We start from the raw sequence: 24,770 nt of genomic DNA, 5'->3' as shown, positions 1-24,770 counted from the left end.
ATGCAGTCCGACGTTACGAGCTTCGCCTCCCTGGCGCCCGCATATCCCGAACTGCTCATGGCCTGCGGTGCCGTCGTGGTGCTGCTGCTGGCGCTGTTCGTCAAAGCCCTGAAGCCTGCTGCGGTCGCAGTCATCGCCATCGTGCTGATGGTTGCGGCCATCGGGCTGATGCTGACGATGGGCGAGCAGGGCGTGCTGTTCAACGGCGGCTTCATCGTCGATGATTTCTCGCGCTTCATGAAGGTGCTGGTGCTCGGCGGCGCGGCATTCACGCTGCTGATCTCGCTCTCCAGTGCGGAAGAGCATGGGATCAACAAGTTCGAATATTCGGTGCTCGTGCTGCTCGCCACCGTGGGCATGATGATCATGGTGTCGTCGAACGACCTGATCGTGCTCTATGTCGGTCTCGAACTGCAGAGCCTGGCGCTCTACGTCGTTGCCGCGATGAAGCGCGACGATGCCAAGGCGACCGAGGCGGGCCTGAAGTATTTCGTTCTCGGTGCGCTGAGCTCGGGCATGCTGCTCTACGGCGCGTCCATGGTCTATGGCTTCACCGGCACGACGCAGCTCGATCTCATCGTCGCTGCAGTCTCGGTCGACGAACGCTCGATCGGGTTGATTTTCGGCATGGTGTTCCTGATGGCCGGTATCGCCTTCAAGATCTCGGCCGTGCCCTTCCACATGTGGACGCCGGACGTCTACGAGGGTGCGCCGACGCCGGTCACCGCCTTCTTTGCGGCGGCGCCCAAGGTTGCCGCGATGGCGCTGATCGTCCGCGTGGTCACGGTGAGCTTCGGCAATATCACAGCCGATTGGCAGCAGATCGTCATCTTCTTGTCGATCGCCTCGATGGTGCTCGCGGCTTTTGCGGCCATCGGTCAGCAGAACATCAAGCGCCTGCTCGCCTATTCCTCGATCGGCCATGTCGGCTTTGCCCTCGTCGGGCTGAGCGCCGGCACCTCGATCGGTGTCGAAGGCGTCGCGGTCTATATGGCGATCTATGTGACGATGACCATCGGCATCTTCACCTGCATTCTGGCACTGCGCACCGAAGAGGGCCCGGTGGAGACCATCGGCCAGCTGTCCGGCCTGTCGCAGAAGCGGCCCTTCGTTGCCGCGATGATGGCGATCCTGATGTTCTCGCTGATCGGCCTGCCGCCGCTCGCCGGGTTCTTCGCCAAGTGGCAGGTGTTCCTGGCTGCCATCGAAGCCAACCTGTTCATCCTCGCGGTGATCGGTGTGCTGGCCAGTGCGGTGAGCGCCTACTATTACCTGCGGATCATCAAGGTGATGTATTTCGATGACCCGGTGGCGAGCTTCCGCAGCATTTCGGCGGAACATGCCGTGGTGATGTCGGTCGTCGGCTTCCTGCTGGTCACCTATTTCTTCACCGTCGGTGCGCCGCTTTCGGCAGCTGCGCGCGTTGCCGCGGGAAGCCTGTTCTAAGTGACAGGCTTCTGGCTGGGCCCCCGGGCCGCCACACGAGGTTACCGCCTCCACGGTTATGACAGCGTCGGCTCCACCTCGACGGAGGCGGCGCAGGCGGCTGCAGCTGGCGACGCCGGCGATGTCTGGTTCGCCGCCCTGCAGCAGACTGCGGGGCGCGGCAGACGTGGCCGGGTGTGGGAATCGCCGCATGGCAATCTTGCCGCCAGCCTGCTTATCGTCCCCGATGCCGATCCGCAGATCGCGGCGACACTGGGCTTTGTCGCGGGTGTCGCGATGAACGATGCGCTGCGTCGCACCGTGCCGGAGGCGCGGGTGCGCGTGGGGATCGACGGCGCGGACGGGCAGGGCGCCCGCATTGCGCTCAAATGGCCGAACGATGTGCTCGCCGATGGCGCCAAGCTGGCCGGAATCCTGCTCGAGGCGCATCGCCGGCCGGATGGATCGACGGCCATCGTCATCGGGTTCGGGGTCAACGTCGTCGCCGCGCCGCAGGGGCTGCCCTATCCGGCGACCTCGCTGCAGACGCTTGGCGTGTCCGCATCTGCCATCGACCTGTTCGGCGTTCTCAGCGACAGCTGGGTCGACGCCATCGCACTTTGGGACAATGGGCGCGGGGTGGCCGACATTCTCGGCGCCTGGCGCGGTTCTGCTGCCGGCATCGGCGCCGAGGTCGCGGTGTCGCGCGACGGCGACGTGGTGCGCGGCATTTTCGAGACGATTGATGAAACGGGACGGTTGATGGTTCGCGCTAATGACAACCGTCTCATCGCTATTACCGCGGGAGACGTGCATTTCGGCGCGACCGCCAGTGTGAGGAATTAAAATGGCCAAGACGGCGCAAGACGAACTGGTTTTCGTGCCGCTCGGCGGTGTCGGCGAGATCGGCATGAACATGGCTGCCTATGGCTATGGTCCTGCAAATCGCCGCAAGTGGATTGTCGTCGATTGCGGCGTCACGTTTGCCGGGCCCGATGAGCCCGGCATCGATCTGATCCTGCCCGATCCGAGCTTTCTGGAAGATCACGCCGACGACGTCGAAGCGCTGATCCTTACCCATAGCCACGAAGACCACTATGGTGCGGTGATGGACCTGTGGCCGGCGTTCGACCGGCCGGTCTATGCCACGGCCTTCGCAACCGCCATGTTGACGGCAAAGCGGGAATCCGAAGGCATTGCCGAGCATGTCGAGATCCGCCGCATGCAGGCGGGCAAGCCCTTCACCATCGGGCCCTTCACCATCGAGCCGATCAATGTGGCGCATTCGATCCCCGAGGCCTGCGCACTGCTGATCACCACACCGACCAGCCGCGCGGTGCACACCGGCGACTGGAAGCTCGATCCGCACCCGATCGGCGTGGCGCCCACCGACATCAAGCGCCTCGGTGAGATCGGCGAAGACCGCTCGACGCCACTGGCGCTCGTCTGCGACTCGACCAATGCGCTGAAGGAGGGCACCAGCCCCTCCGAGGAGTCGGTGGCGGAGAATCTCGAAAAGCTGATCGCCGAGGCGCCGCACCGGGTCGCCGTCACGACCTTTGCCTCCAATGTGGGCCGGATCATCTCGGTGGCGCGGGCAGCACACAAGGCCGGCCGGCAGGTGGTGATGTCCGGCCGCGCGCTGCACCGGATCAGTGGCATTGCGCGCGAGCTCGGCATGCTTGAAGGCATCCCGCCGTTTCTCGATCAGCACGAGTTCCGCAACCTGCCGCGCGCCAAAGTCGTATTGCTGTGCACGGGCAGCCAGGGCGAATCCCGCGCCGCCATCGCACGCATTGCACGCGAGCAGCATCCGGAGATTTCGCTGAACGCGGGCGACCGCGTGATCTTTTCGTCCTGGGCCATCCCGGGCAATGAGCGCGAAGTCATCGATATCCAGAACATGCTGATCGACCGCGGTGTCGATGTCGTCACCAATGCGACGGCGCTCGTTCACACCACCGGCCACCCGCGCCGAGAAGAGCTGAAGACGCTCTACAGCCTGGTAAAGCCCGACCTGCTGGTGCCGGTCCATGGCGAGGCGGCGCATCTCGAGGCGCATGCGGCGCTTGGCAAGTCGGAAGGCATTCAAGAAGTCGTGCATGCGCGGAATGGCGACATGGTGCGCTTCTACCCCGATGTGATGCACTTTCCCGGCGAAGTCAGAACCGGGGAGCTCTATCTCGATGGCAATATCTTGTGCACGCCCGATGAGAGCGGCGTTCGCGGCCGGCGGCGTCTCAGTTTCGGCGGGGCGATCATGGTCAGTGTCGTGCTGAACCGGTCGGGCCATATCCTCGGGGCACCGGAAATGGCGCTCGAAGGCGTGCCGGAGGTCGAGGACGACGAGGATTCGATGCATCGGCTGGTGCGGCGTGTCGTCAGTGGCACGCTGAAATCGATTCCCGCCAAGCGCCGCGCCGACCCCAGCATGGTGCAGACCGCGTTGACCCGCGCCGTGCGCAACGAGGTGGGCAGCTTCTGGGGCCGCAAACCCAATGTGACCGTATTCGTGCATCAGGTCTAACGCATGCAAGTCGGAACCTTTATCGCAATCTACTTTGTCGTTTGGTGGCTGTGCCTGTTCGTGGTGCTGCCGTTCAAGGTGCGCAATCAGGTGGATGAAGGCAGTTGGGTCAGCGGCACCGAGCGGGGCGCGCCCAGTCTCGTCAAGCTGTGGCCCAAGCTGCTGGTGACGTCGCTGCTGGCGGTGGTGGTGACCGGCCTGCTGCTGCTGGGCCTGACGACGCCCTGGCTGCAGGAATACTGGCGCTGAGCCAGTCGATCGCGAGGATCGTCTCGCCCGCTTCATGAAGTTGTCGCGTGTCGTGTGTGAATCGCGGCGCGCGGCAAATCTTTCGCGCCAAGGGGCGTTTGCAGCAGAATCCTGAAGCAGAAACAAAAAAAGCAGGGCCAAAGGCCCTGCTTGTATGAGTTATCGACAATTCGCCGGTCTTAGGCACACGATGAAGTGGCGGCCAGCGCTCCTCCCTTGACGTTGTCGACGTCCAGCAACTTAGGGTTGCCTGTGTTCTTATGCAGGCGGACCCTAACAATAGATTCTGGGGCTGTCACGCGGATTCTGCATGCCAGCCATCGCAATTTTACATAGGGGCAAGAATAGAGAGCATTCAGGTTTGAGCAATGCTTGCGCCGTGTGCAGCCTCTTTGCAATGCCCTAAAAAGGGGCGCATTTGCCCGTCCCACTTTGTGCCGCTTTGCGCTATACGGTGGCCAATCGAATCCCGGCTCGGTCAGGAGTTGTCATGCGTCTCAGCCGCTATTTTCTTCCGCTGCTCAAGGAAACGCCAAAGGAAGCGGAAATCATCTCGCACCAGCTGATGCTGCGTGCGGGCATGATCAAGCAGCAGGCTGCAGGCAGCTACAGCTGGCTGCCTTTGGGCCTCAAGGTCCTGGGCAAGGTCGTCAAGATCATCGAGGAAGAGCAGAACCGCTCCGGCGCGATCCAGCTGCTGATGCCGACGCTGCAGTCGGCCGACCTGTGGCGCGAGAGCGGGCGCTATGACGCCTATGGCAAGGAAATGCTGCGGGTGCAGGATCGCCATGAGCGTGACATGCTCTACGGTCCGACCAACGAGGAGATGATCACCGACATCTTCCGCACCTATGTGCGTTCCTACAAGGACCTGCCGCTGAACCTTTATCACGTGCAGTGGAAGTTCCGTGACGAGGTGCGTCCGCGCTTCGGCACCATGCGCAGCCGCGAATTCCTGATGAAGGACGCCTATTCGTTCGACATGGACGAAGAGGGCGCCGTGGCCGCCTTCCACCGCATGTTCGTTGCGTACTTGCGCACCTTCTACCGCATGGGCCTCGTCGGCATTCCGATGCGGGCCGACACCGGTCCGATCGGCGGCGACATGAGCTATGAGTTCCATGTGCTGGCCGATACGGGCGAGAGCGCCGTCTATCTCGACAAGGATCTGGTCAACAAGCCGATCCCGCCGATCGACACCGATTTCACGGGCGATCTGTCGCCGATCTTCAAGGACTGGACGTCGCTGTTCGCGGCCACCGACGAGATGACCGACGAAGCCGGGTTCCGCGCTGCCGTGCCGGAAGGCCAGCAGCTTGCGGCGCGTGGTATCGAGGTCGGGCACATCTTCTATTTCGGCACGAAATATTCCGAGCCGATGAAGGCCGTGGTCACCGGGCCGGACGGCAAGGATGTGCCGGTGCATATGGGCAGCTATGGCATCGGGCCGACCCGGCTGGTGCCGGCGATCATCGAAGCGTCGCATGACGAGGCCGGAATCATCTGGCCGGTCAGTGTGGCGCCGTTCGAGGTCGTGCTGATCAACCTCAAGCCAAGCGACGAAGCGACCAGCCAAGCTGCCGAAAAGCTCGAGGCCGAGCTGACCGCTGCGGGCCTCGATCTGCTCTATGACGATCGCGACATGGGCGCCGGCGGCAAGTTCGCGGCGGCCGACCTGATTGGCATTCCCTATCAGCTGATCATCGGGCCACGCGGGTTGAAGGACGGGCAGGTGGAGATCAAGCACCGGGCGAGCGGAGAACGCGAGACGCTGGCGCTCGATGCCGCCGTCGAACGGCTGACGGGGCTGATCGTGCCCCAGCGGCGGGACACGGTTTGAGCGACAGGGCGGCCATTGCGTCAGGCGGCGCCGGGCCGTTCTCACGCTTTGAATTCCTTTTGGCGGGCCGGTATCTGCGGGCCCGCCGCAAGGAGCGTTTCGTCTCGGTCATTGCCAGCCTGACGCTGATCGGCGTGGCGCTGGGGGTCGCGACGTTGATCGTCGTCATGTCGGTGATGAACGGCTTCCGCTCCGAACTGCTGGGCAAGATTCTCGGCATCAACGGCCATTTCATCGTCCAGACCGTCGCCGAACCCTTCGAGGGCTATCAATCGGTGGTCGACAGGATCGAGGGCGTCGACGGGGTGCGCTATGCCATCCCGTTCGCCGAAGGCCAGGCGCTCGTTTCGGGGCAGGCGGATTCGACCGGCGTGCTGGTCCGCGGCATCGAGAGCCGCTCGATCGACAAGCTGACGACGCTGCACGATTCCATCATCCTGGGTGGCTGGGATTCGTGGGACGATGGCGGCGGCGTGGCCATCGGGGCGCGGCTGGCCGAGCGGCTGGGCGTCACCATCGGCGATCAGGTCACCATCGTGAACCCCGACGGCACGATGACGCCCTTCGGCCAGACGGCGGCCATGCGGGTCTATCCGGTCAGCGTCATCTTCAACCTCGGCATGCCCGAGTTTGACAATTTCTACCTCTATATGCCGATGGAAGAGACCCAGGCCTATTTCAAGCTGTTCGAGGACCGGTTGAAACCGGGCGTCGAGATGCCGGGCGTCATGGCAACCGATGAGGAGATCGACGCAGCCTATGAGCGCGTTCCGCAGGTGTCGGGTGTCGAGGTGTTCGTCGAGGATCCCGACGCGATCGGCACGATGCGGGACCGCATTCAGGCGACGTTCGACCGGCCCCTGGCGCTCGCCGACTGGCAGCAGCGCAACGCCACATTCTTTTCTGCACTGCAGGTCGAGCGCGTGGTGATGTTCGTCATCCTGTCGATGATCATTCTGGTGGCCGCCTTCAACATCATCGCCAGTCTGGTGATGCTGGTGAAGGACAAGGGACCCGATATCGCCGTTCTGCGCACCATGGGTGCGACTCGCGGCGCGATCCTCCGCGTGTTCTCGATGACGGGTTTTGCCATCGGGCTCAGCGGCACCTTCATCGGGCTGATCCTGGGTCTGGTGGTCGCGATCAATGCCGAGGCGCTGCGCAGCGGCATCTCGAACCTGCTCAACATTTCGATCTTTCCGCCCGAACTGTTCCAGCTCAGCTCGCTGCCGTCGCGGGTCGATCCGGCGGAGGTGGTCGCGGTCGTTGGCCTGTCGCTGGTGCTGACCTTCCTCGCGACGCTCTATCCCGCCTGGCGCGCTGCCCGGCTCGACCCGGTGCAGGGGCTGAACAAGTGAGTGAGCCACAGGACACCGGCGCCTTTTCACGCTTCGAATTCCTCGTCGCGTTCCGCTACCTGCATGCGCGGCGGCGGGACCGCTTCGTTTCGGTGATCGCCGGGCTGACGCTGACCGGCATTGCGCTGGGTGTCGCGACGCTGATCGTCGTCACCTCGGTGATGAATGGCTTCAACGCCGAAATCGTCAGCAAGCTCTTGGGGCTCAACGGGCATTTCGCGGCCTATCCGATCGAGGCGCGGTTTACCGACTACGAGGCGTCGGCAATCGATATCGAAGGCGTCGACGGTGTCGTGTCGGCCATTCCCTATGTCGAGGGGCAGGCGCTGGCCAAGGGCCCGCGCTCCAGTTCCACCGGCATCATCGCGCGCGGCATCAGCGGCAGTTCGGTCGCCAAGCTCGGGTTGCTGCGTGATGGGGCGATCCTCGGCTCTTGGGACGACTGGGATGCCGGCGAAGGCGTTGCGATCGGCAAGCGTCTGGCGGAAAAGCTCAATGTCGTCGTCGGCGATCCGGTGACGCTGGTCAGCCCGAACGGTCAGATGACGGCCGAGGGCAGGGCGCCGCAGGTGCGCAGTTTCCCGGTCAAGGTGATCTTCGATCTGGGGATGACCGAGTTCGACAGCCTGTACCTCTTCATGCCGCTGCGGCCCGCGCAGGACTATTTCAACATGTTCGACCGGGTGCTGAAGCCCGGCGTGTCGCCGCCCCCCGAAGACGCCAGTATCGAGGAACGCGAAGCCGCCTTCGACCGGATCTACCGTGCGACCGCCATCGAGGTTTTCCTCACCGATGCCAATGACATCGGAAACATGCGATTCCGGATCAGCCAGCAGGTCGAGCGCCCGCTGGTGCTGTCGGACTGGCAGCAGCGGCACCAGAACTTCTTCGATGCGCTGCAAAGCCAGGGCACGGTGATGTTCGTCATCCTGTCGATGATCATCGTCGTTGCGGCATTCAACATCATTTCCAGCCTGATCATGCTGGTGAAGGACAAGGGCACCGATATCGCGGTGCTGCGCACCCTGGGCGCCACACGCGGCGCGGTGATGCGGATTTTCGGTATTGCCGGGGTCACGATCGGCGTCGCCGGCACGGCCATCGGCGTGGGGCTGGGCATCGTGATCGCCGCCAATGCCGAAACGCTGCGGGCCTTTCTGTCCAATCTCCTCGGCATCACCATCTTCCCGCCCGAGGTGTTCTATCTTTCGTCCCTGCCGAGCCGGACCAATCCGTCCGAAGTGATCACCATCGCTGCGGTGGCGCTCGGTCTCAGTTTCCTGGCGACGCTCTATCCCGCCTGGCGCGCCGCCCAGTACGACCCCGTGGAGGCTCTGCGCTATGAGTGAGATTCATCTGAAGCTCGACAAGGTGCATCGCCAGTACGGGCAGGGCGACACCAGCGTGCGCGTGCTCGAAGACGCCGATCTCGAAGTACGCGGTGGCGAGATGGTGGCGATCGTGGCGCCCTCGGGTGCCGGCAAGTCGACGCTGCTGCATATCTCGGGTCTGCTGGAGCGCCCGCAATCGGGCGAGGTCGAGATCGTCGGTACGCCCACCAGCAAGCTCAACGAACGCGGCCGCACCATGCTGCGGCGCGACACGATCGGATATGTCTACCAGTTTCACCATCTGCTGCCCGAGTTCTCGGCGCTCGAAAACGTCGTCTTGCCGCAGATGATCCGCGGTGTCGACAAAGCCGATGCGGAAAAGCGCGGTCATGAGCTGCTCGAACTGCTGGGCGTCGGGCCGCGGGCCCTGCATCGCCCGGCGGAGTTGTCTGGCGGTGAACAACAGCGCGTCGCCATCGCCCGAGCCGCCGCCAATCATCCGCGCATCATCCTCGCGGACGAGCCGACAGGCAATCTCGACCCGGCGACCAGCGACATGGTGTTCCAGGCGCTAACCGGTCTGATCCAGGAAGAAGGCGTGGCGGCGCTGATCGCCACTCACAATCACGATCTGGCGCGGCGCGCCGACCGGATCGTCACCCTGCGCGACGGCAAGGTGGAGACCATGACCCTCTAGTCGGGGTCGCTTTCGCTCAATTCCCGCCGCAGGCGTTCGCGCTCCGTCAGCGTGTTGATCCGCGTGCGCAGGGACTTGATCTGACGGTCCTGCCGTTCGGTCTGCGCCTTGAGCTGACGGATACGGGATTCGGCAGCGCTGCGCTGATCGAGATCCCAGTCCCGCACCCTCTGCAGAACCACCTTGGCCTCCGGCTGGGCGAGCAGCGCTTCCCAATCCGTATGGAGTGACTGCAGCAACCGGTGCGCAGCGAGCCCGGCCGAGGCGCGCTCGCCCGGGTGGTCCGAACCGAGCAGGCGCAGGATGCGGATGAGGCGTTCCATGTCGCGGGGATCGAGCGCCATCCGGTCAGGCTCGGGCTTTGGCAGAGCAGAAGACGGCAACTGCGTCATGAGGGCGACCGGGCGAGTCGCAGGCCGTTACGCGTCGGGCTTGGTCAAGAACAATCATGCGCGCCTTCCTATCTGAAAGTCAGCGGGGATAACAGGGGCGAGCCCTTGCATGTTCACGTTCTGTTAACTGCATGTTCTCGGTTACAGCGCTGTTGCTAGACGTGAACGAAAAAAGAACATACAAGAACGAACAGGCAACAGGAGGTCGTAATGCTCGGTTTCGTCAAAGATTTTCTCGCTCTCGTGACTATTGTCGGTTTTTCCGCCGCTTCGCTTACCTGGATGGATATCGCTGCCCGACTCGTGTGACGCATGTGGATTGTACCAATCCGCGGTTGGCGAACGGACCGGCGGCGCTTAGGAACGATCCATGGCTGGTCCAGGCTTCATTCATCTGCACGTTCATTCCGCCTATTCCCTGCTGGAAGGGGCGCTGCCACTCGCCAAGGTGCTGGGTCTTGCCAAGGCCGATGCCCAGCCGGCGATCGGCATCACTGACACCAACAACCTGTTCGGTGCGCTGGAGTTCTCCGAAAAAGCTGCCGACAAGGGTATCCAGCCGATCGTCGGGGTGGAACTGGCGCTCGATTTCGGTGTCGATGCCAGCGCAGCCGACCGGATGCAGGAGCGCGGCAACAACCGGCCGAATTTCGGCAAGGGCAGTGTCGTGCTGCTGGCGGGCAGCGAAGAGGGCTTTGCCAATCTGTCGGCCCTCGTCTCCCGCGCCTATCTCGAGGGCGGCGACGGGGCGGTTGCGGCCCATACCGATTGGCTCGACCCACTGTCGACGGCGGGGATCATCTGTCTCTCGGGTGGACCCGAGGGGGCGATCGACCCGTGGTTCACCAACAAGCTCGATGCGCAGGCGCATGAGCGGATCGACCGGCTGCACGCCGTCTTCGGCGACCGGTTCTATATCGAGATCCAGCGGCACGGCACGACGCAGGAAGCGCTGAACGAGCCGCTGCTGATCGATTATGCCTATGCCAAGGGCATCCCGCTGGTTGCCACCAACGAGCCCTTTTATCCGGCGCAGGACGATTACGAGGCGCATGACGCGCTATTGGCGATCGCCGGCAGCACGGTGCTGTCGCAGACGGCGCGCCGCAAGCTCACCGACCAGCACTATTTCAAGACCCGGGCCGAAATGGCGGAGCTGTTCGCCGATCTGCCCGAGGCGCTCGACAACACGGTCGAAATCGCGAAACGGATCGGTTACCGGCCGGTGACGCGCAAGCCGGTACTGCCCAAGTTCGCTGCTGCCCCGGAGCTCAGCGAGGAAGAGGCCGTTGCCGCCGAGGCGCGTGCCCTTGCGGAAATGGCGTGGACGGGGCTCGAAAATCGCCTGAAAACCGTCGGCCCGGCGCCCGGTGTGAGCGTCGAAAAGTACCACGAGCGGCTGGAGTTCGAGCTCGGCATCATCGAGCGGATGAAGTATCCGGGCTACTTCCTGATCGTGGCCGACTTCATCCAGTACGCAAAGCAGCAGGACATTCCGGTGGGGCCGGGGCGTGGCTCGGGTGCCGGCTCGCTCGTCGCCTATGCGACGACGATCACCGATCTCGACCCGCTGCGCTACAACCTGCTGTTCGAACGCTTCCTCAATCCCGAACGCGTGTCGATGCCCGACTTCGACATCGATTTCTGCCAGGATCGCCGCGAAGAGGTGATCCGCTATGTGCAGGTGAAGTACGGCAGCCAGCAGGTGGCGCAGATCATCACCTTCGGTACGCTGCAGGCGCGCGCCGTTCTGCGCGACGTCGGGCGCGTGCTGCAGATGCCTTATGGCCAGGTCGACCGCATCGCCAAGCTGGTGCCGGCCAATCCGGCCGATCCGTGGACGCTGGAGCGTTCGCTGAAGGAAGTCCCGCAGCTCAGGATGATGGCCGACGAGGACGAACAGGTCTCCGAACTGCTGGCCATCGGGCAAAAGCTCGAGGGCCTGTTTCGCCATGCCTCGACGCATGCTGCCGGCATCGTCATCGGCGACCGCCCGCTGCAGGAGCTGGCGCCGCTTTATCGCGATCCGCGCTCCGACATGCCGGTCAGCCAGTACAACATGAAATGGGCCGAAGCGGCCGGGCTGGTGAAGTTCGACTTTCTGGGCCTCAAGACGCTGACCACCACCAAGCGCGCCGTCGACCTGATCAATCGCGATGGCGGCAATTTCCGCATCGAGGACGTGCCGATCGACGACGAGGCGACCTACAAGCTCTACCAGCTCGGCGATACTGCCGGTGTCTTCCAGGTGGAAGGCGCGGGCATGCGGCGCGCGCTGATCGACATGAAGCCCGACCGGTTCGAGGACATCATCGCGCTCGTGGCGCTCTATCGGCCGGGCCCGATGGACAATATCCCGCTGTTCAATGCGCGAAAGCACGGAGAGGAAGAGGTCGAATATCCGCACGAGGCGCTGAGTACCGTGCTGGACGAGACCTATGGCATCATCGTCTATCAGGAACAGGTGATGCAGATCGCGCAGATCCTGTCCGGCTACTCGCTCGGTGAAGCCGATCTGCTGCGCCGCGCCATGGGCAAGAAGATCAAGGCCGAGATGGACAAGCAGCGCGTCCGTTTCCAGGAAGGCGCGATCCGCTACGGGCTGAAGGCGAGCCTCGCCGACACGATCTTCGATCTGCTGGCCAAGTTCGCCAACTACGGCTTCAACAAGTCGCACGCTGCGACCTATGCGCTCGTGAGTTATCAGACCGCCTATCTGAAGGCACATTACCCGCATGAGTTCTTTGCGGCGACGATGACCCTCGACATGGGCAATACCGACAAGCTGTCGGAATTCCGCCAGGACGCGAAAAAGCACGCCATCGAAGTGGTGCCGCCCTGCGTCAACCAGTCGGAGGCCGTGTTCACCACGCGCGACAAGCGGGTGCATTACGCCATCGGTGCGGTCAAGGGCGTGGGGCAGGCGGTGGCCGAGCATATCGTCGAGCGGCGCGGTGACCGCCCCTTCGCCGATCTCGCCGATTTTGCGACGCGCGTCGATTCCCGGATCATCAACCGGCGGACGCTCGAAGCCCTGGTCAACGCCGGCGCTTTCGATCTGCTGGTGCCGCGCCGGGAACAGGCCTTTGCCGCAATCGATGCGGTCGTCGCCACGGCGCAGCGCACCAATGCCAATGCTGCTGACGGCATCGTCGACATGTTCGCCTCCGACCAACCGGAGCCGATATCGCTCAACCAACACGTAACGAACTGGCTACCGGCAGAGCGACTGCAGCGCGAGCATGACGCCATCGGGTTTCATCTGTCCGGCCATCCGCTCGACCAGTATGCCGAGCTGTTCGACCGTTTGCGGGTGCAACCCTTCAGCGATTTCGAGCGGGCGGTGAAGGAAGCGGGCGCACGGGCAGGGCGGCTCGCCGGCACGATCGGGGCGCGCAACGACCGGCGCACCAAGAAGGGCAATCCGATGGCGATCATCACGCTGTCGGACACCTCGGGCAGTTTCGAGATGGTGGCCTTTTCAGAACAGATCGAACAGTACAGCGCCACGTTGCAGACTGGCCGATCGGTCGTTCTCAATGTCGAGGCCGACGAGCGGCCCGATGGGATCAGCCTCAGGCTGATCAGTGCGGAGCCGATCGAGGGCCTCGCCGAGCGCATCGGCCGGCGGCTCACAGTGTTTGCCGGTTCCGAGCGCTGCCTCGGCCCGATCAGCTCGCAGTTGAAATCCGGCGGCGAAGGGCAGGTGAGCTTCGTTGTCATCCGCGACGGCGGGGCGCTGGAGTATGAGGTCGAACTCAAGGGGCGCTATCGCATCAACCCGGAGCTCGCCGGCGCGGTCAAAGCCATGGATGGCGTGATGGACGTGCGCCTGACCTGATGCTCGGTCGGCTGAGCATTGGTGGCCGCAAGCTGCCGGATGCGCTGCTGTTCGACTGGGCCGTGTTCGTTTCCTACGCGGCGTTTGCCTGTGGACCACGCAAATGCGAACCGAGTTGACCAACAATGTTCGTAGCCGTTTTCCGCATCTACAGTGCGGGTTGCCCGCAATCTTCGGAAATGAATACTGAGGCGATTCAGTGTTCTTTAGTAGTCTGGGCCGAACATGTGCCGCGCTACTGGAGGGTGGCGCGTCATGACACAGGTGCCCAGCGCGACGATCAACTTCGTTGAGACCTGCGGACGCCGCCGGGTGCGGTGAGTTACGTCATCGTCATTTTCGGCGGTCTGATGCTGTTTGCCTTTGCCCGCAGCATGAAGAGCCTGCTGCTGGTTTCAGCGGTACTGGTGGGCATCGTCGGCGTCGATCTCATCTGGCCCGACACGCTGTCACGCTGCACCACGCATTCCATGCAATGCGTTGCGGCGAGCTTTAGCGGTTCGGCCCGACAGACCAGCAGCTTCCTCGAGTGGATTTTTCAGCAGGCCGGACTCGGCTGAGGCCCGTCGTGCCGGGTTCATTGTTCCGCCAAAACTTGCTATCTCCTGGATCGCCCGGGAAGGGTTGCTGGCGCAGGGCAGCAGCTTCGGTGGGCGCTTTCAAACGACAACAGGCGCGACACACGCGCTGTGCGAGGGATTTCATGACACCGATCTACAAGGACGCCACGCGTTCGGCTGAGGCACGTACCGCAGACCTGCTGGAGCGCATGAGCCTCGAGGAAAAGCTCGGTCAGTTGCACGCGCTTTGGTTGCTGCTGTCGCCCGATGGCAAACACCGTGTGCGCTCGGACAGTTTCACGGGATCGGCGGACCCCGACAAACTGAAGAACATGCTGGCACTCGGTCTTGGACAGATCACCCGGCCGCTGGGCAGCCAGGCGATCGATCCCGTCGACGGGGTGCGTGCGCTCAACAGCTTGCAGAAATTCATGCTGGAGGAGACGCGGCTCGGCATACCGGTGATGGCGCATGAGGAGTGCCTGTCCGGTCTGATGATCCGCGGCGCGACGCTGTTCCCGTCCTCGCTCGGCTATGGCGCGACCTGGAATCCGGACCTCATCGAAGCCGTCGGCAAGGCCATCGGCGACGAGGCGCGTTCGGTCGGCTGCCGGCAGGGGCTGGCGCCGGTGCTCGATGTGGCCCGCGATGCGCGCTGGGGGCGCACGGAGGAGACCTTCGGCGAGGATCCCTATCTCACCGGCGTGCTCGCCACCCGCTATGTGCGCGGGTTGCAGGGCGACAAGCGGGACCTGCTGGCGACCCTCAAGCACTATGCCGGCCATTCGCTGTCGCAGGGCGGCCGCAACCACGCCCCGGTCGATCTCGGCTGGCGCGAGCTAAACGATACATTTCTGTTACCCTTCGAGATGGCGGTGAAGCTCGGCAATGCCGCGTCGGTCATGCCGGCCTATCACGATATCGACGGCGAGCCGGTGCATGCCTCGAGCCACCTGCTGACCACGGTGCTGCGCGACGAGTGGGGCTTCGATGGGCTGATCGTCGCCGACTACATCGGCGTCAGCCTGCTCTACCAGCACCATCGCGTCGCGGCCGATGCGGGCGCGGCTGCGGCGATGTCGCTGCGGGCCGGTCTCGACGTCGAACTGCCGGGCGACGACTGCGTCAGCCATCTGCCCGAGGCGCTCGAGCGTGGCGAGATCGACATGGAAACGATCGATGCCGCGGTGACCCGCGTATTGGTCGAGAAGTTCCGCATCGGCCTGTTCGAAAAACCCTATGCCGATGAGACGGCGATCGCGCTGCAGCAGCCGGATACCGTTGCGCTGGCCCGCAAGGTGGCGGAGCAAAGCGTCGTCATCCTCGAAAACGATGGCGTGCTGCCGCTCAAGGACGCGACCAATATCGCGCTGATCGGGCCAACGGCGGACGATCCGCTGGCGCTTCTGGGCGACTACGCCTTCCCGGTGCATCTCATTGTCGCCAATGAGGTGGAGGCGACGCAGAATGTCGTGACGCCGCGCGCCGCCTTCGAAGCCGCACTTGGCGCCGATCGGGTCCGGTTCGCGCAGGGCTGCTATATCCTCGAAGAGCGCAAATCCGGTGCACCTGTCTTTCCCGGCGATGTCGATGACAGTTCCAGCCTCGATGTCGAGTCGCTGCTCTCGACCCGCACCGATCTGATTGCCGATGCAGTGGCGGCAGCCGAAGCGGCTGACGTCGCGGTGGTCTGCGTCGGCGACCTCTCGGGCATTTTCCAGACCGGGACCGTCGGCGAAGGCTCCGATGTCGACACTCTCGAACTGCCGGGCGTCCAGCAGCAGCTGCTCGACGCGGTCGTTGCCACCGGCAAGCCGGTCGTCGTGGTCATCAGTTCGGGCCGCCCCTACAATCTGGGCGGGCTCGAGGGCAAGGTCGCGGCGCAGGTCATGTCCTTCTTCGGCGGTCAGGAAGGCGGCAATGCCCTGGTCGACGTCCTGCGCGGCGTGGTCGAGCCCTCGGGCCGGCTGACGCTGTCGGTGCCGCGCAGCGCCGCGGCAGCACCCTATTTCTACAACCACAAGTTCAAGAGTTCGGGCACGCCGATCGCCCGCCATTTCGGCAGCCGGTACCCGTTCGGGCACGGGCTGACCTATACCGAGTTCGCCTATTCCGACCTGCAGATCGCCGAGGACCAGGTGGATGCGGCGACCGGCACCGTGCGGGTGCGTTTTTCGGTGCGCAACACCGGCAGCCGCGCCGGCGTCGCCGTGCCGCAGCTCTATGTCCGCGATCAGCTGGCTTCGGTTGTCCGGCCGGTCAAGGAGCTCAAGGCGTTTGCGCGCGTCGAACTGGCGGCGGGTGAAGCAACGACCGTCAGCTTTGACGTGCCGACCGACATGCTGGCCTTCACAGGTTCGGACATGGCGCGCGGTGTGGAGCCGGGCGCTTTCGACGTCTATATCGGTGCCTCAAGCAGCGACATCAGATTGTCGGGAGTCGTTACCGTCACCGGGGAGCGGACCTTGCTGGGCAAAACCTGGCGCATGCAAAGCCGCGCGACAGTGTCAGACCGCACGGCTTAAGAGCCTCGCATCACTGCGCGTCACCCAACAGGCTGCGGGCAGGGCGCCACCGCCCGCAGCCACTTGCCTCACGGCGCAAAACACCCTATATGCGCGGCGCGTCCAGAGTTTGGGACGTAATTCACACGCAGAGCGGAATTCGGACCCTCGGTCCAGAAGCTCCATGCCGGTGGCGGGCGAAGCCCGTCGCATGTGCTCTGCGGCGGCAATAACCGGAAAAGGAGCCATTTATGGCATTGCCCGATTTTTCTATGCGTCAGCTGCTCGAAGCAGGTGTTCACTTCGGCCACCAGAAGCATCGGTGGAACCCGAAGATGGAACGCCACATCTTCGGCGTGCGCAACGACATCCACATTCTCGACCTGAGCCAGACCGTTCCGGCCCTGCAGCGCGCGCTGCAGCTGATCTCGGACACCGTCGCCGATGGCGGCCGTCTGCTGTTCGTGGGCACCAAGCGCCAGGCCGCTCCGGTCGTCGCCGATGCAGCCCGCCGTTCGGCTCAGTACTTCGTCAACTCCCGCTGGCTCGGCGGCACGCTGACCAACTGGCAGACCATCTCGCACTCGATCGCGCGTCTGCGTGAACTTGAAGCGCAGGAGGCCGAAGGTGGCCACGGCCTGACCAAGAAGGAATTGCTGCTGCTCAGCCGTGAGCAGGAGCGCCTCGAGCGCGACCTCGGCGGCATCAAGGACATGGGCAACCTGCCCAATCTGCTGTTCGTGATCGACACCAACAAGGAAGCCAATGCCATCAAGGAGGCACACCGCCTCGGCATTCCGGTGATCGCCATCGTCGACAGCAACTGCGATCCGGATTCGGTCGACTTCGCGATCCCGGGCAATGACGACGCCGCGCGCGCTCTCGAGCTTTACTGCGACCTCGTCGCACGTGCTGCGATCGACGGCATCTCGCGTTCGGCTGCTGGCAGTGGTGCGGACCTCGGCGAAGCCGAGATGTCGCCCGAGGAGCCGGCGCTGGCTGCTGAAGAAGCGCCCGCCGCCGCCAGCTAAGACCTGAGCCCGCTCCGGCGGGCTCGACCTCAGTCCTCAAAAGGCGCGGTCTCCCCAGGGGACCGCGGAATGGTGATTTTTATGGTGACAGCCCAGCAGGTGAAAGAACTCCGCGACCAGACCGGCGTGGGGATGATGGACTGCAAGAAGGCGCTTCAGGAGACTGATGGCGACCTGACCGCTGCAATCGACTGGCTGCGGACCCGTGGTCTGGCCAAGGCCGCCAAGAAGGCCGGCCGCGTCGCGGCCGAAGGTCTCGTCGGCGTGAAAGTCGACGGCACCCGCGGCGCGATCGTCGAGGTCAATTCCGAGACCGATTTCGTGGCGCGCAACGAACAGTTCCAGGGCATCGTCGGTGCCGTGAGCACACTGGCGCTCGATGCCGATGGCGATGCTGGCAAGCTCAGCGAGATGCCGTACCCGGGTACAGGTCGTTCGGTGTCGTCCGAGCTCAGCGAAGCGATTGCCAAGATCGGCGAGAACATGACGCTGCGCCGCACGGCGACTCTGTCGGTCACGGACGGCGTGATCGGCTCGTATGTGCACAACAGCGTGCAGCCTGGCATGGGTCGTCTTGGCGTCATCGTGGCGCTCGAGTCGACCGGCGACAAGGAAGCTCTCGCCGCCCTCGGCAAGCAGCTCGCGATGCACATTGCCAACACCAAGCCGCTGTCCGTGTCGCCCGACGACATCGACCAGGACGTAGTGGCGCGCGAGCGAGCGATCTTCGCCGAGCAGGCGCGTGAGTCCGGCAAGCCGGCCGAGATCATCGACAAGATGGTCGAAGGTCGTGTGCGCAAGTTCTACGAGGAAGTGACCCTTCTGGCTCAGGTCTTCGTGATCGATGGCGAGAACAAGGTCGGCGACGTGGTGAAGGCGGCCGAAAAGGACGTCGGTGCCCCGATCACGGTCAAGGGCTTCACCTGCTACGCGCTGGGTGAGGGCATCGAGAAGGAAGAAGCCGACTTCGCAGCCGAGGTGGCAGCGACCGCCGGCGTCTGAGTTCAGCCGTTTGTTGCGCGCCGGCAACTTCGGCGGCGCGACAGGGTTGGGAATTTGTTCGGGCGGGCTGGTCAACAGCCCGCCCGAATGTGCAATAAGCGCATCGGACGTCGCGGAATCGGCTGCGATGCGCGTTTTTTTAAGGAACTGCGGATGAATCGCTCCGCCTATGACCGGATCTTGCTGAAGGTGTCCGGGGAAGTCCTGGCGGGGGATCAGTCCTTCGGTATCGAACCGCAGTTTCTGCATTCCATGGCCGATCAGATCGCCGAAGTGGCGAAGGCCGGGGTCCAGATCGCCATCGTCATCGGCGCCGGCAACATCTTTCGCGGCATGGCGGTCGCGGCCAGTGGCGCCAACCGGGTGACTGGCGACGTCATGGGCATGCTCGGCACCGTCATCAACTCGCTGGCCCTTGGCGATGCGATCGAGCAGAAGGGCCTCAGGGTCAAAGTCTATTCCAACGTGCCCATGCCGACTGTGGCGGACACGTTCACGGCACGCGATGCCAATCAGGCGTTGAACGACGGCAGCGTCGTCATTTGCGCCGGCGGTACGGGCAGCCCGTTCTTCACCACCGACACGGCGGCATCGCTCAAGGCGATCGAACTGCATTGCGACGTGCTGCTCAAGGGCACCAAGGTGGATGGCGTCTATTCGGCCGATCCGAAGACCAATCCGGATGCCAAGAGATTCGAGACGATTACCCATGAAGAGGTGATCTCGCGCGATCTTCGCGTTATGGACACGGCAGCTTTCGCGCTTGCTCGCGACAATGGACTGCCCATATTGGTCTATGCGCTCGATGATCCGGAGGGCCTTATGGGGGTTCTGTCGGGCAAGACAAGAAGTACGCGCGTCGGTTAAGGCGCGACAGATCAGGAGAATATCCATGGCCGAGAGCTTTTCACTGCCGTCGCTGAAGGAACGGATGGACAAGTCCGTTGATTCGCTGCGCGATGAACTTGCCGGGTTGCGGACGGGACGGGCCACGCCCAGCCTGTTGGAGCCGGTCATGGTCGAGGCCTATGGCAGCAAGATGCCGCTCAATCAGGTGGCGACCGTCACCGTGCCGGAATCACGCATGCTGAGCGTGCAGGTCTGGGATCAGTCGCAGGCGTCGGCCGTCGAGAAGGCGATCCGCAACTCCGGTCTGGGTCTCAACCCGGCGGCCGAAGGTTCGGTCATCCGCGTGCCGCTGCCGGAGCTCAACGAAGAGCGCCGTCGTGACTTGACCAAAGTTGCGCACAACTATGCCGAGCAGGCCCGCGTCGCGGTGCGTCATGTTCGACGCGACGGCATGGATCTGCTCAAAAAGCTCGAAAAAGACGGCGAGATGAGTCAGGACGACAGTCGCCGCTTGGCCGATCAGGTACAGCAGGCCACCGACGCTGCCGTTGCCGAGGTCGACAGCGTCGTGTCCGCCAAAGAACAGGAAATCATGCAGGTCTAGTTCCTGCGTGTTCGCCCAGGAGGGACAGCAATGTCCACCGATGCTGCCATTGCTCAGCCGCTCGAGGCGCCTGCGGGATTGAAGATCCCGCGGCATCTCGCGGTCATTATGGATGGCAATGGCCGCTGGGCGCAGGCCCGCGGCAAGCAACGGACCGAAGGGCATGTGGAGGGCGTCAAGGCGCTGCGCCGTATGGTGGATCTGGCGATCCGCTACGGTGTGCAGCACCTGACCGTGTTCAGCTTCTCGTCAGAAAACTGGCGTCGGCCGCGCGACGAGGTCAATTTCATCTTCGGGCTGCTGCATCGGTTCGTGGCGTCCGATCTGGCGACGCTGATCCGCAACAATGTGCGCGTACGCATTATTGGCGGGCGCGAAGGGCTGGACAGTGCGCTGATCCGGCTGATCGACGATGTGCAGGCCAAGACAGCCGCGAACACCGGTATGGAGCTGATCGTCGCCTTCAACTATGGCGGCAAGGGCGAGCTGGTGGAAGCAACGCGCCGCATCGCCAAGGCCGTCGCTGCCGGGCAGATCGCCCCCGAGGATATCACCGAAGCGACCATCGAGAGCGCGCTCTATACCGACGGCGTGCCGGATCCGGATATTATCGTACGCACCAGTGGCGAGCAGCGGGTGTCGAACTTCCTGCTGTGGCAGGGCGCCTATTCCGAGCTGATTTTCGTCGATGAGAACTGGCCCGACTTCAGCGAGGGGACCTTCTTGAAGGTGCTCGAAACCTATACCTCGCGTAACCGGCGCTTCGGCGGGATCGAGACGAGGTCCTCGTGAACGAGCCGGCCGAGCCGCGTCCGAGTTTCACGCCACTGGCGCGCCGGTCCTGGACCGATCTGGGCCCTCGGGTGATTTCCGGCCTGGTTCTGGTCAGTGTGGCGCTGATCTTGCTCTATGTCGGCGGCTATCTGTTTGCGGCACTGATCGGCGCGGTGTTTGCCGGGTGCTATCGCGAATGGGAGCGGATGGTCACGCTCAAGCCGATCACCAAGGTCGGCATGGTGTTGATCGGCATACTGGCGCTTTCCGCGGTGCTGTATCCGGCGCTGGGGCCGCTCGTTACGCTGTTCGGCGCGGCTCTGGCTATCGCCGTCATCATGATCTTCGGTCGCACCGAACCCAGGCTGTGGCGCATTGGCGGTCTCGCCTTTTACGGCATCGTCATCCTCATGGTTTTGCAGATTCGTGGCACCTCTGCCTGGCTGTTGCCCGAAGTGTTCGATGCCGGACTATGGGCCGGGCTGTTCCTCGCCGCCATCATCTGGATGACCGATATCGGCGCCTATTTCGCGGGCCGGCAGGTGGGCGGCGAAAAGCTGGCGCCCGATATCTCGCCGTCAAAAACCTGGTCCGGCGCGATCGGCGGGCTGGCTGTCGGCACGCTCTCCGGCCTTGTCGTCTGGCTGTTCGTGGCGCAATCGTCACCGTGGTGGGTCGGCCTGCTGCTCGCGGCTCTGACGAGCGTGTTCGGCCAGATCGGTGACTTGGCCGAGAGTGCGCTGAAGCGCCGCTTCCGGATCAAGGATTCGGGCGACATCATTCCCGGGCACGGCGGGTTGATGGACCGGCTCGACAGCCTGACCTTCGGCGCGATCTTCCTGTTCATGGTCGGTACCTTTCACCCGGGTGCGCCCACGGTGGCCGCGGGCATCCTGTTCTGGTGACCCCCGGGCGCTTATCGCAATCTCAACGCAATTCATGCTCACATAGGCCGCATCGGTCAGCGGGACACGCATAATGGATTTCATCTTCGGGCCACTCGGCTACATCGTGCCGTTCCTCTTGGTGCTCACCATCATCGTGTTCGTACACGAGATGGGGCACTATCTGGTGGCACGGTGGAATGGCATCGCCATCCAGGCGTTTTCCATCGGTTTCGGTCCTGAGCTCATAGGCTTCAACGACCGGCGCGGGACGCGCTGGAAACTGTCGGCGATTCCGTTGGGCGGCTATGTGCGCTTCGTCGGCGACATGAATGCGGCCAGCGTGCCCGATGACGAAGTGATCGCCAATGCTTCGCCGGAACTGCAGCGCCAGCTGTTCGTCAACAAGAACGTCTGGCAGCGCATTTCCGTCGTTGTCGCAGGGCCTGCCGCCAATGTGATTTTTACTTTTCTGGTGCTTTACGCACTGCTGCTCGGCTATGGCCGCTACACTGTGCCAGCCGTCATCGATGAGGTGACGTCCGGGTCGGTTGCCGAAGCCGCCGGCATGCAGTCAGGCGATGTCATCGTCGCCGTCGACGGCTACGAAGTGCGCGGGTTTTCGGACTTCCAGCGGCTCGTCGCCACGGCACCCGAACGCCAGGTGACCGTGGTCGTGGATCGCAACGGCACCGAACAGACGCTTTCCATGGTGCCGGAATCGGCGACAACCACAGACCGTTTTGGGAACACACAACGCGTTGGCCGCATCGGGGTGACTCGCACGGTCGATCCCAACGACGTGGTGCTTTATCGCCCCGGCCCGATCGAAGCCGTCGGCATGACCTTCGAGGAAGTGCGCTTCATTATCGACCGGACCGCAGCCTTCCTGGGCGATTTCTTCGTCGGTCGCGGCGATGTCGAGCAGCTTGGCGGGCCGGTGAAGGTGGCCCAGGTCTCCAATCAGGTGGCCAGCCTTGGCTTTGTGGCGCTGATCAACCTGATGGCGCTGCTGTCGCTCAACATCGGCATCTTCAACCTGCTGCCGATTCCCATGCTCGATGGCGGCCATCTGGCCTACTACCTCATCGAAGCGGCGCGCGGTCGGCCTCTGCCGCAGCGGATCCAGGAGATCGGCTACCGGTTCGGCCTGGCGATCGTTTTCACGCTGATGGTGTTCACGCTGGTCAACGATATCTTCTGATCGATTCTGTCGGACGGGCCGGGCAGGGGGCTTCTGCACGGCGTTCAGAACTCGGTAAGAGTATCGAGCGCACACTGTGCGGCGTTCTCGCATTGCTGCGGTCATTTGGCGTTAACCGTTGGATAATCTAACTTTTCCATGTGTTGCAGGAATGCACCCGGACCAATCTTTTACGAACCCGAAGCGGTCCAACGGCTTGCCCGTGGTTAAAATACAGGTAAAAGCTAGCACTGGAGTTTGCTGAGGGCGCTGTGCATGGCGATTCTCGGCGGGTGTCGCACGAGGCAATAAAATATGATCAATCCCAAGAAGCTGATGCGTGGAGCCCTACTGGCGTTCGCCCTTGTGGCGGCCGTGCCGCTCTCGACAGCCAGCGGTCTTATCGGGGTTGGAGTGGCCCAGGCTCAGGAGGCGCGCCTCGTCTCCTCGGTGCTTTTCGAGGGCAATTCCGGCTTTTCTGACAAAGAACTGCTGGCAATGGTGGACGTCGGAAGCCGGGGCAGCTTCACGCAGGGCAGCATCGCTGCCGATGCCGAGAACATTCGTCTGGCCTATGTCGACAAGGGTTATGTGGACGTCACCGTGACGCCGCGGCTTGAAGCCGTGGACGGAGGGCGGACCCGCGTGACCTTCGTGGTTGATGAGGGTGGCCGGACCGGCATCGCTGCCATCAATTTCACGGGCAACAACACCTACGACGCTGGCACGCTGAAGTCCGTCATCCGGACTCGCGAGACTCATCTGCTGAGCTGGCTGTTCCGCGACGACGCGTACAGCCAGACGCAGCTCGAGATCGATAAGCAGCTGATCCAGCTCTATTACATGAACCATGGCTTCCCCGACGCCTATGTCACCTCGGCCGTTGCCGAGTACGACAGCTCGCGGAACGCCTATTTCGTGAACTTCACGATTTCCGAAGGCGAGCGCTACACGTTCGGCAATGTCGGCATCGAGACCTCGATTGGCGGCCTCAACACCGATTCCCTGCGCGGACTGGTGCGGACGGACAAGGGTGAGCGCTACTCGATCGCCGATCTCGAAAAGAGCCAGGAAGCCCTGGCCTTCGAGGCGACGGCCCAGGGTTATGCCTTTGCCGACGTGCGTCCCCGTGTCGACCGCGACATCGCTTCGGGCACGTTCAACGTCACCTATCTGATCGATGAGGGTGCCCGCGTTTACGTCGAGCGCATCAACATCACCGGCAACGAGAAGACCCGCGACGCGGTGATCCGCCGTGAACTCGACTTTGGTGAGGGCGATGCCTTCAACCGTTCGATGGTTCAGCGCGGCAAGAAGAACATCGAAGCTCTCGGGTTCTTCAAGGTGGTCAACGTTGATCTCGAGCAGGGCAGCGCTGCCGACAAGGTTGTGCTGAACATCGCGGTGGTCGAGCAGTCGACCGGTGATTATGGCGTGTCTGCCGGCTATTCGTCCGAAGACGGTGTGCTGGGCGAACTGTCCATCACCGAGCGCAACTTCCTTGGTCGCGGCCAGTATGTCCGTGCCTCGATCGGTGCCTCGGGTTCGGGCCAGAGCTACAGCCTGTCCTTCACCGAGCCGCGCTTCATGGGTCTGCGGATTTCGTCGGGCTTCGATATCTATCATCGCGTCGTCGACGAGACCGACAGCAACATCTACGGCACGACGACCACCGGTGGTCAGATCCGCTTCGGCCTGCCGATCACGACCGACATTTCC

20 protein-coding genes are annotated in these 24,770 nt (G+C 63.3%); 19 read left to right on the top strand and 1 reads right to left on the bottom strand.

Annotated features, from left to right (window positions below):
* The 8 genes from nuoN to ACN0TK_RS05525 all read left to right on the top strand — a co-directional run bounded on the left by nuoN (position 1) and on the right by ACN0TK_RS05525 (position 9,427).
* A complete protein-coding gene (gene nuoN, locus ACN0TK_RS05560; RefSeq protein ID WP_417308471.1) occupies positions 1-1,446 on the top strand; it encodes an NADH-quinone oxidoreductase subunit NuoN in 1,446 nt (481 codons plus the stop codon).
* The gene (locus ACN0TK_RS05555) at positions 1,447-2,271 is read left to right on the top strand and encodes a biotin--[acetyl-CoA-carboxylase] ligase (protein ID WP_417308470.1); all 825 of its coding nucleotides are present in this window, start codon (positions 1,447-1,449) and stop codon (positions 2,269-2,271) included.
* Between the two features lies 1 nt (position 2,272).
* On the top strand, positions 2,273-3,952 hold the full coding sequence (locus ACN0TK_RS05550; RefSeq protein ID WP_417308469.1) for a ribonuclease J: 1,680 nt from the start codon (positions 2,273-2,275) through the stop codon (positions 3,950-3,952).
* A 3-nt stretch (positions 3,953-3,955) separates the two neighbouring features.
* Positions 3,956-4,201 (top strand): DUF1467 family protein, encoded by a 246-nt coding sequence (locus ACN0TK_RS05545; protein WP_417308468.1) that lies wholly within the window; start codon positions 3,956-3,958, stop codon positions 4,199-4,201.
* Between the two features lie 490 nt (positions 4,202-4,691).
* Positions 4,692-6,041, top strand: a complete 1,350-nt coding sequence (gene proS, locus ACN0TK_RS05540; protein ID WP_417308467.1) for a proline--tRNA ligase — start codon at positions 4,692-4,694, stop codon at positions 6,039-6,041.
* Positions 6,038-7,399, top strand: coding sequence for an ABC transporter permease (locus ACN0TK_RS05535; RefSeq protein WP_417308466.1), 1,362 nt, complete (start codon positions 6,038-6,040; stop codon positions 7,397-7,399). The genes proS and ACN0TK_RS05535 overlap by 4 nt, the downstream gene beginning before the upstream one ends.
* Positions 7,396-8,748 carry an ABC transporter permease gene (locus ACN0TK_RS05530; RefSeq protein WP_417308465.1) on the top strand — a complete coding sequence of 451 codons (1,353 nt, stop codon included), beginning with the start codon at positions 7,396-7,398 and terminating at the stop codon, positions 8,746-8,748. Before ACN0TK_RS05535 ends, ACN0TK_RS05530 begins: the two co-directional genes overlap by 4 nt.
* Positions 8,741-9,427, top strand: a complete 687-nt coding sequence (locus tag ACN0TK_RS05525; protein WP_417308464.1) for an ABC transporter ATP-binding protein — start codon at positions 8,741-8,743, stop codon at positions 9,425-9,427. Before ACN0TK_RS05530 ends, ACN0TK_RS05525 begins: the two co-directional genes overlap by 8 nt.
* Here the strand turns inward: ACN0TK_RS05525 and ACN0TK_RS05520 are convergent.
* Positions 9,424-9,819 carry a hypothetical protein gene (locus ACN0TK_RS05520; protein WP_417308463.1) on the bottom strand — a complete coding sequence of 132 codons (396 nt, stop codon included), beginning with the start codon at positions 9,817-9,819 and terminating at the stop codon, positions 9,424-9,426. The two genes, ACN0TK_RS05525 and ACN0TK_RS05520, sit on opposite strands and share 4 nt — an antisense overlap.
* 370 nt (positions 9,820-10,189) lie before the next feature.
* On the opposite strand from ACN0TK_RS05520, the gene dnaE reads away from it, so the two are divergent.
* From dnaE to bamA, 11 genes are all read left to right on the top strand, one after another.
* Positions 10,190-13,660, top strand: coding sequence for a DNA polymerase III subunit alpha (gene dnaE, locus ACN0TK_RS05515; protein WP_417308462.1), 3,471 nt, complete (start codon positions 10,190-10,192; stop codon positions 13,658-13,660).
* A 317-nt stretch (positions 13,661-13,977) separates the two neighbouring features.
* Positions 13,978-14,220, top strand: a complete 243-nt coding sequence (locus ACN0TK_RS05510) for a hypothetical protein (protein ID WP_417308461.1) — start codon at positions 13,978-13,980, stop codon at positions 14,218-14,220.
* A gap of 143 nt (positions 14,221-14,363) precedes the next feature.
* Positions 14,364-16,745, top strand: coding sequence for a glycoside hydrolase family 3 N-terminal domain-containing protein (locus ACN0TK_RS05505; protein WP_417308460.1), 2,382 nt, complete (start codon positions 14,364-14,366; stop codon positions 16,743-16,745).
* Positions 16,746-16,975: 230 nt separating this feature from the next.
* A complete protein-coding gene (gene rpsB, locus ACN0TK_RS05500) occupies positions 16,976-17,755 on the top strand; it encodes a 30S ribosomal protein S2 (RefSeq protein ID WP_417308459.1) in 780 nt (259 codons plus the stop codon).
* 69 nt (positions 17,756-17,824) lie between these two features.
* Positions 17,825-18,757 carry a translation elongation factor Ts gene (gene tsf, locus ACN0TK_RS05495; protein ID WP_417308458.1) on the top strand — a complete coding sequence of 311 codons (933 nt, stop codon included), beginning with the start codon at positions 17,825-17,827 and terminating at the stop codon, positions 18,755-18,757.
* Between the two features lie 153 nt (positions 18,758-18,910).
* On the top strand, positions 18,911-19,624 hold the full coding sequence (gene pyrH, locus ACN0TK_RS05490) for a UMP kinase (protein WP_417308457.1): 714 nt from the start codon (positions 18,911-18,913) through the stop codon (positions 19,622-19,624).
* Positions 19,625-19,649: 25 nt separating this feature from the next.
* Positions 19,650-20,210 (top strand): ribosome recycling factor, encoded by a 561-nt coding sequence (frr, locus tag ACN0TK_RS05485; RefSeq protein WP_417308456.1) that lies wholly within the window; start codon positions 19,650-19,652, stop codon positions 20,208-20,210.
* Positions 20,211-20,240: 30 nt separating this feature from the next.
* Positions 20,241-21,002 (top strand): isoprenyl transferase, encoded by a 762-nt coding sequence (locus ACN0TK_RS05480; protein ID WP_417308455.1) that lies wholly within the window; start codon positions 20,241-20,243, stop codon positions 21,000-21,002.
* Positions 20,999-21,889, top strand: a complete 891-nt coding sequence (locus ACN0TK_RS05475) for a phosphatidate cytidylyltransferase (RefSeq protein ID WP_417308454.1) — start codon at positions 20,999-21,001, stop codon at positions 21,887-21,889. The genes ACN0TK_RS05480 and ACN0TK_RS05475 overlap by 4 nt, the downstream gene beginning before the upstream one ends.
* A 73-nt stretch (positions 21,890-21,962) precedes the next feature.
* Positions 21,963-23,072, top strand: coding sequence for an RIP metalloprotease RseP (rseP, locus tag ACN0TK_RS05470; RefSeq protein WP_417308453.1), 1,110 nt, complete (start codon positions 21,963-21,965; stop codon positions 23,070-23,072).
* A 294-nt stretch (positions 23,073-23,366) separates the two neighbouring features.
* Positions 23,367-24,770: outer membrane protein assembly factor BamA (bamA, locus tag ACN0TK_RS05465; RefSeq protein WP_417308452.1), on the top strand; the 1,404-nt coding region annotated here is incomplete at its 3' end.

It is taken from the genome of Devosia sp. (assembly GCF_048261455.1).
GTDB lineage: Bacteria > Pseudomonadota > Alphaproteobacteria > Rhizobiales > Devosiaceae > Devosia_A.
Note: the sequence above shows the minus strand (reverse complement) of the source record. Positions and strands in the feature narration are given on the sequence as shown.

Bases quoted from the DNA above. Each gene is read 5' to 3' on its own strand.
- nuoN (WP_417308471.1), top strand. From the start codon at position 1: ATGCAGTCCGACGTTACGAGCTTCGCCTCCCTGGCGCCCGCATATCCC.
- ACN0TK_RS05550 (WP_417308469.1), top strand. From the start codon at position 2,273: ATGGCCAAGACGGCGCAAGACGAACTGGTTTTCGTGCCGCTCGGCGGT.
- ACN0TK_RS05545 (WP_417308468.1), top strand. From the start codon at position 3,956: ATGCAAGTCGGAACCTTTATCGCAATCTACTTTGTCGTTTGGTGGCTG.
- proS (WP_417308467.1), top strand. From the start codon at position 4,692: ATGCGTCTCAGCCGCTATTTTCTTCCGCTGCTCAAGGAAACGCCAAAG.
- ACN0TK_RS05525 (WP_417308464.1), top strand. From the start codon at position 8,741: ATGAGTGAGATTCATCTGAAGCTCGACAAGGTGCATCGCCAGTACGGG.
- ACN0TK_RS05520 (WP_417308463.1), bottom strand. From the start codon at position 9,819: ATGACGCAGTTGCCGTCTTCTGCTCTGCCAAAGCCCGAGCCTGACCGG.
- dnaE (WP_417308462.1), top strand. From the start codon at position 10,190: ATGGCTGGTCCAGGCTTCATTCATCTGCACGTTCATTCCGCCTATTCC.
- ACN0TK_RS05505 (WP_417308460.1), top strand. From the start codon at position 14,364: ATGACACCGATCTACAAGGACGCCACGCGTTCGGCTGAGGCACGTACC.
- rpsB (WP_417308459.1), top strand. From the start codon at position 16,976: ATGGCATTGCCCGATTTTTCTATGCGTCAGCTGCTCGAAGCAGGTGTT.
- tsf (WP_417308458.1), top strand. From the start codon at position 17,825: ATGGTGATTTTTATGGTGACAGCCCAGCAGGTGAAAGAACTCCGCGAC.
- pyrH (WP_417308457.1), top strand. From the start codon at position 18,911: ATGAATCGCTCCGCCTATGACCGGATCTTGCTGAAGGTGTCCGGGGAA.
- frr (WP_417308456.1), top strand. From the start codon at position 19,650: ATGGCCGAGAGCTTTTCACTGCCGTCGCTGAAGGAACGGATGGACAAG.
- ACN0TK_RS05480 (WP_417308455.1), top strand. From the start codon at position 20,241: ATGTCCACCGATGCTGCCATTGCTCAGCCGCTCGAGGCGCCTGCGGGA.
- rseP (WP_417308453.1), top strand. From the start codon at position 21,963: ATGGATTTCATCTTCGGGCCACTCGGCTACATCGTGCCGTTCCTCTTG.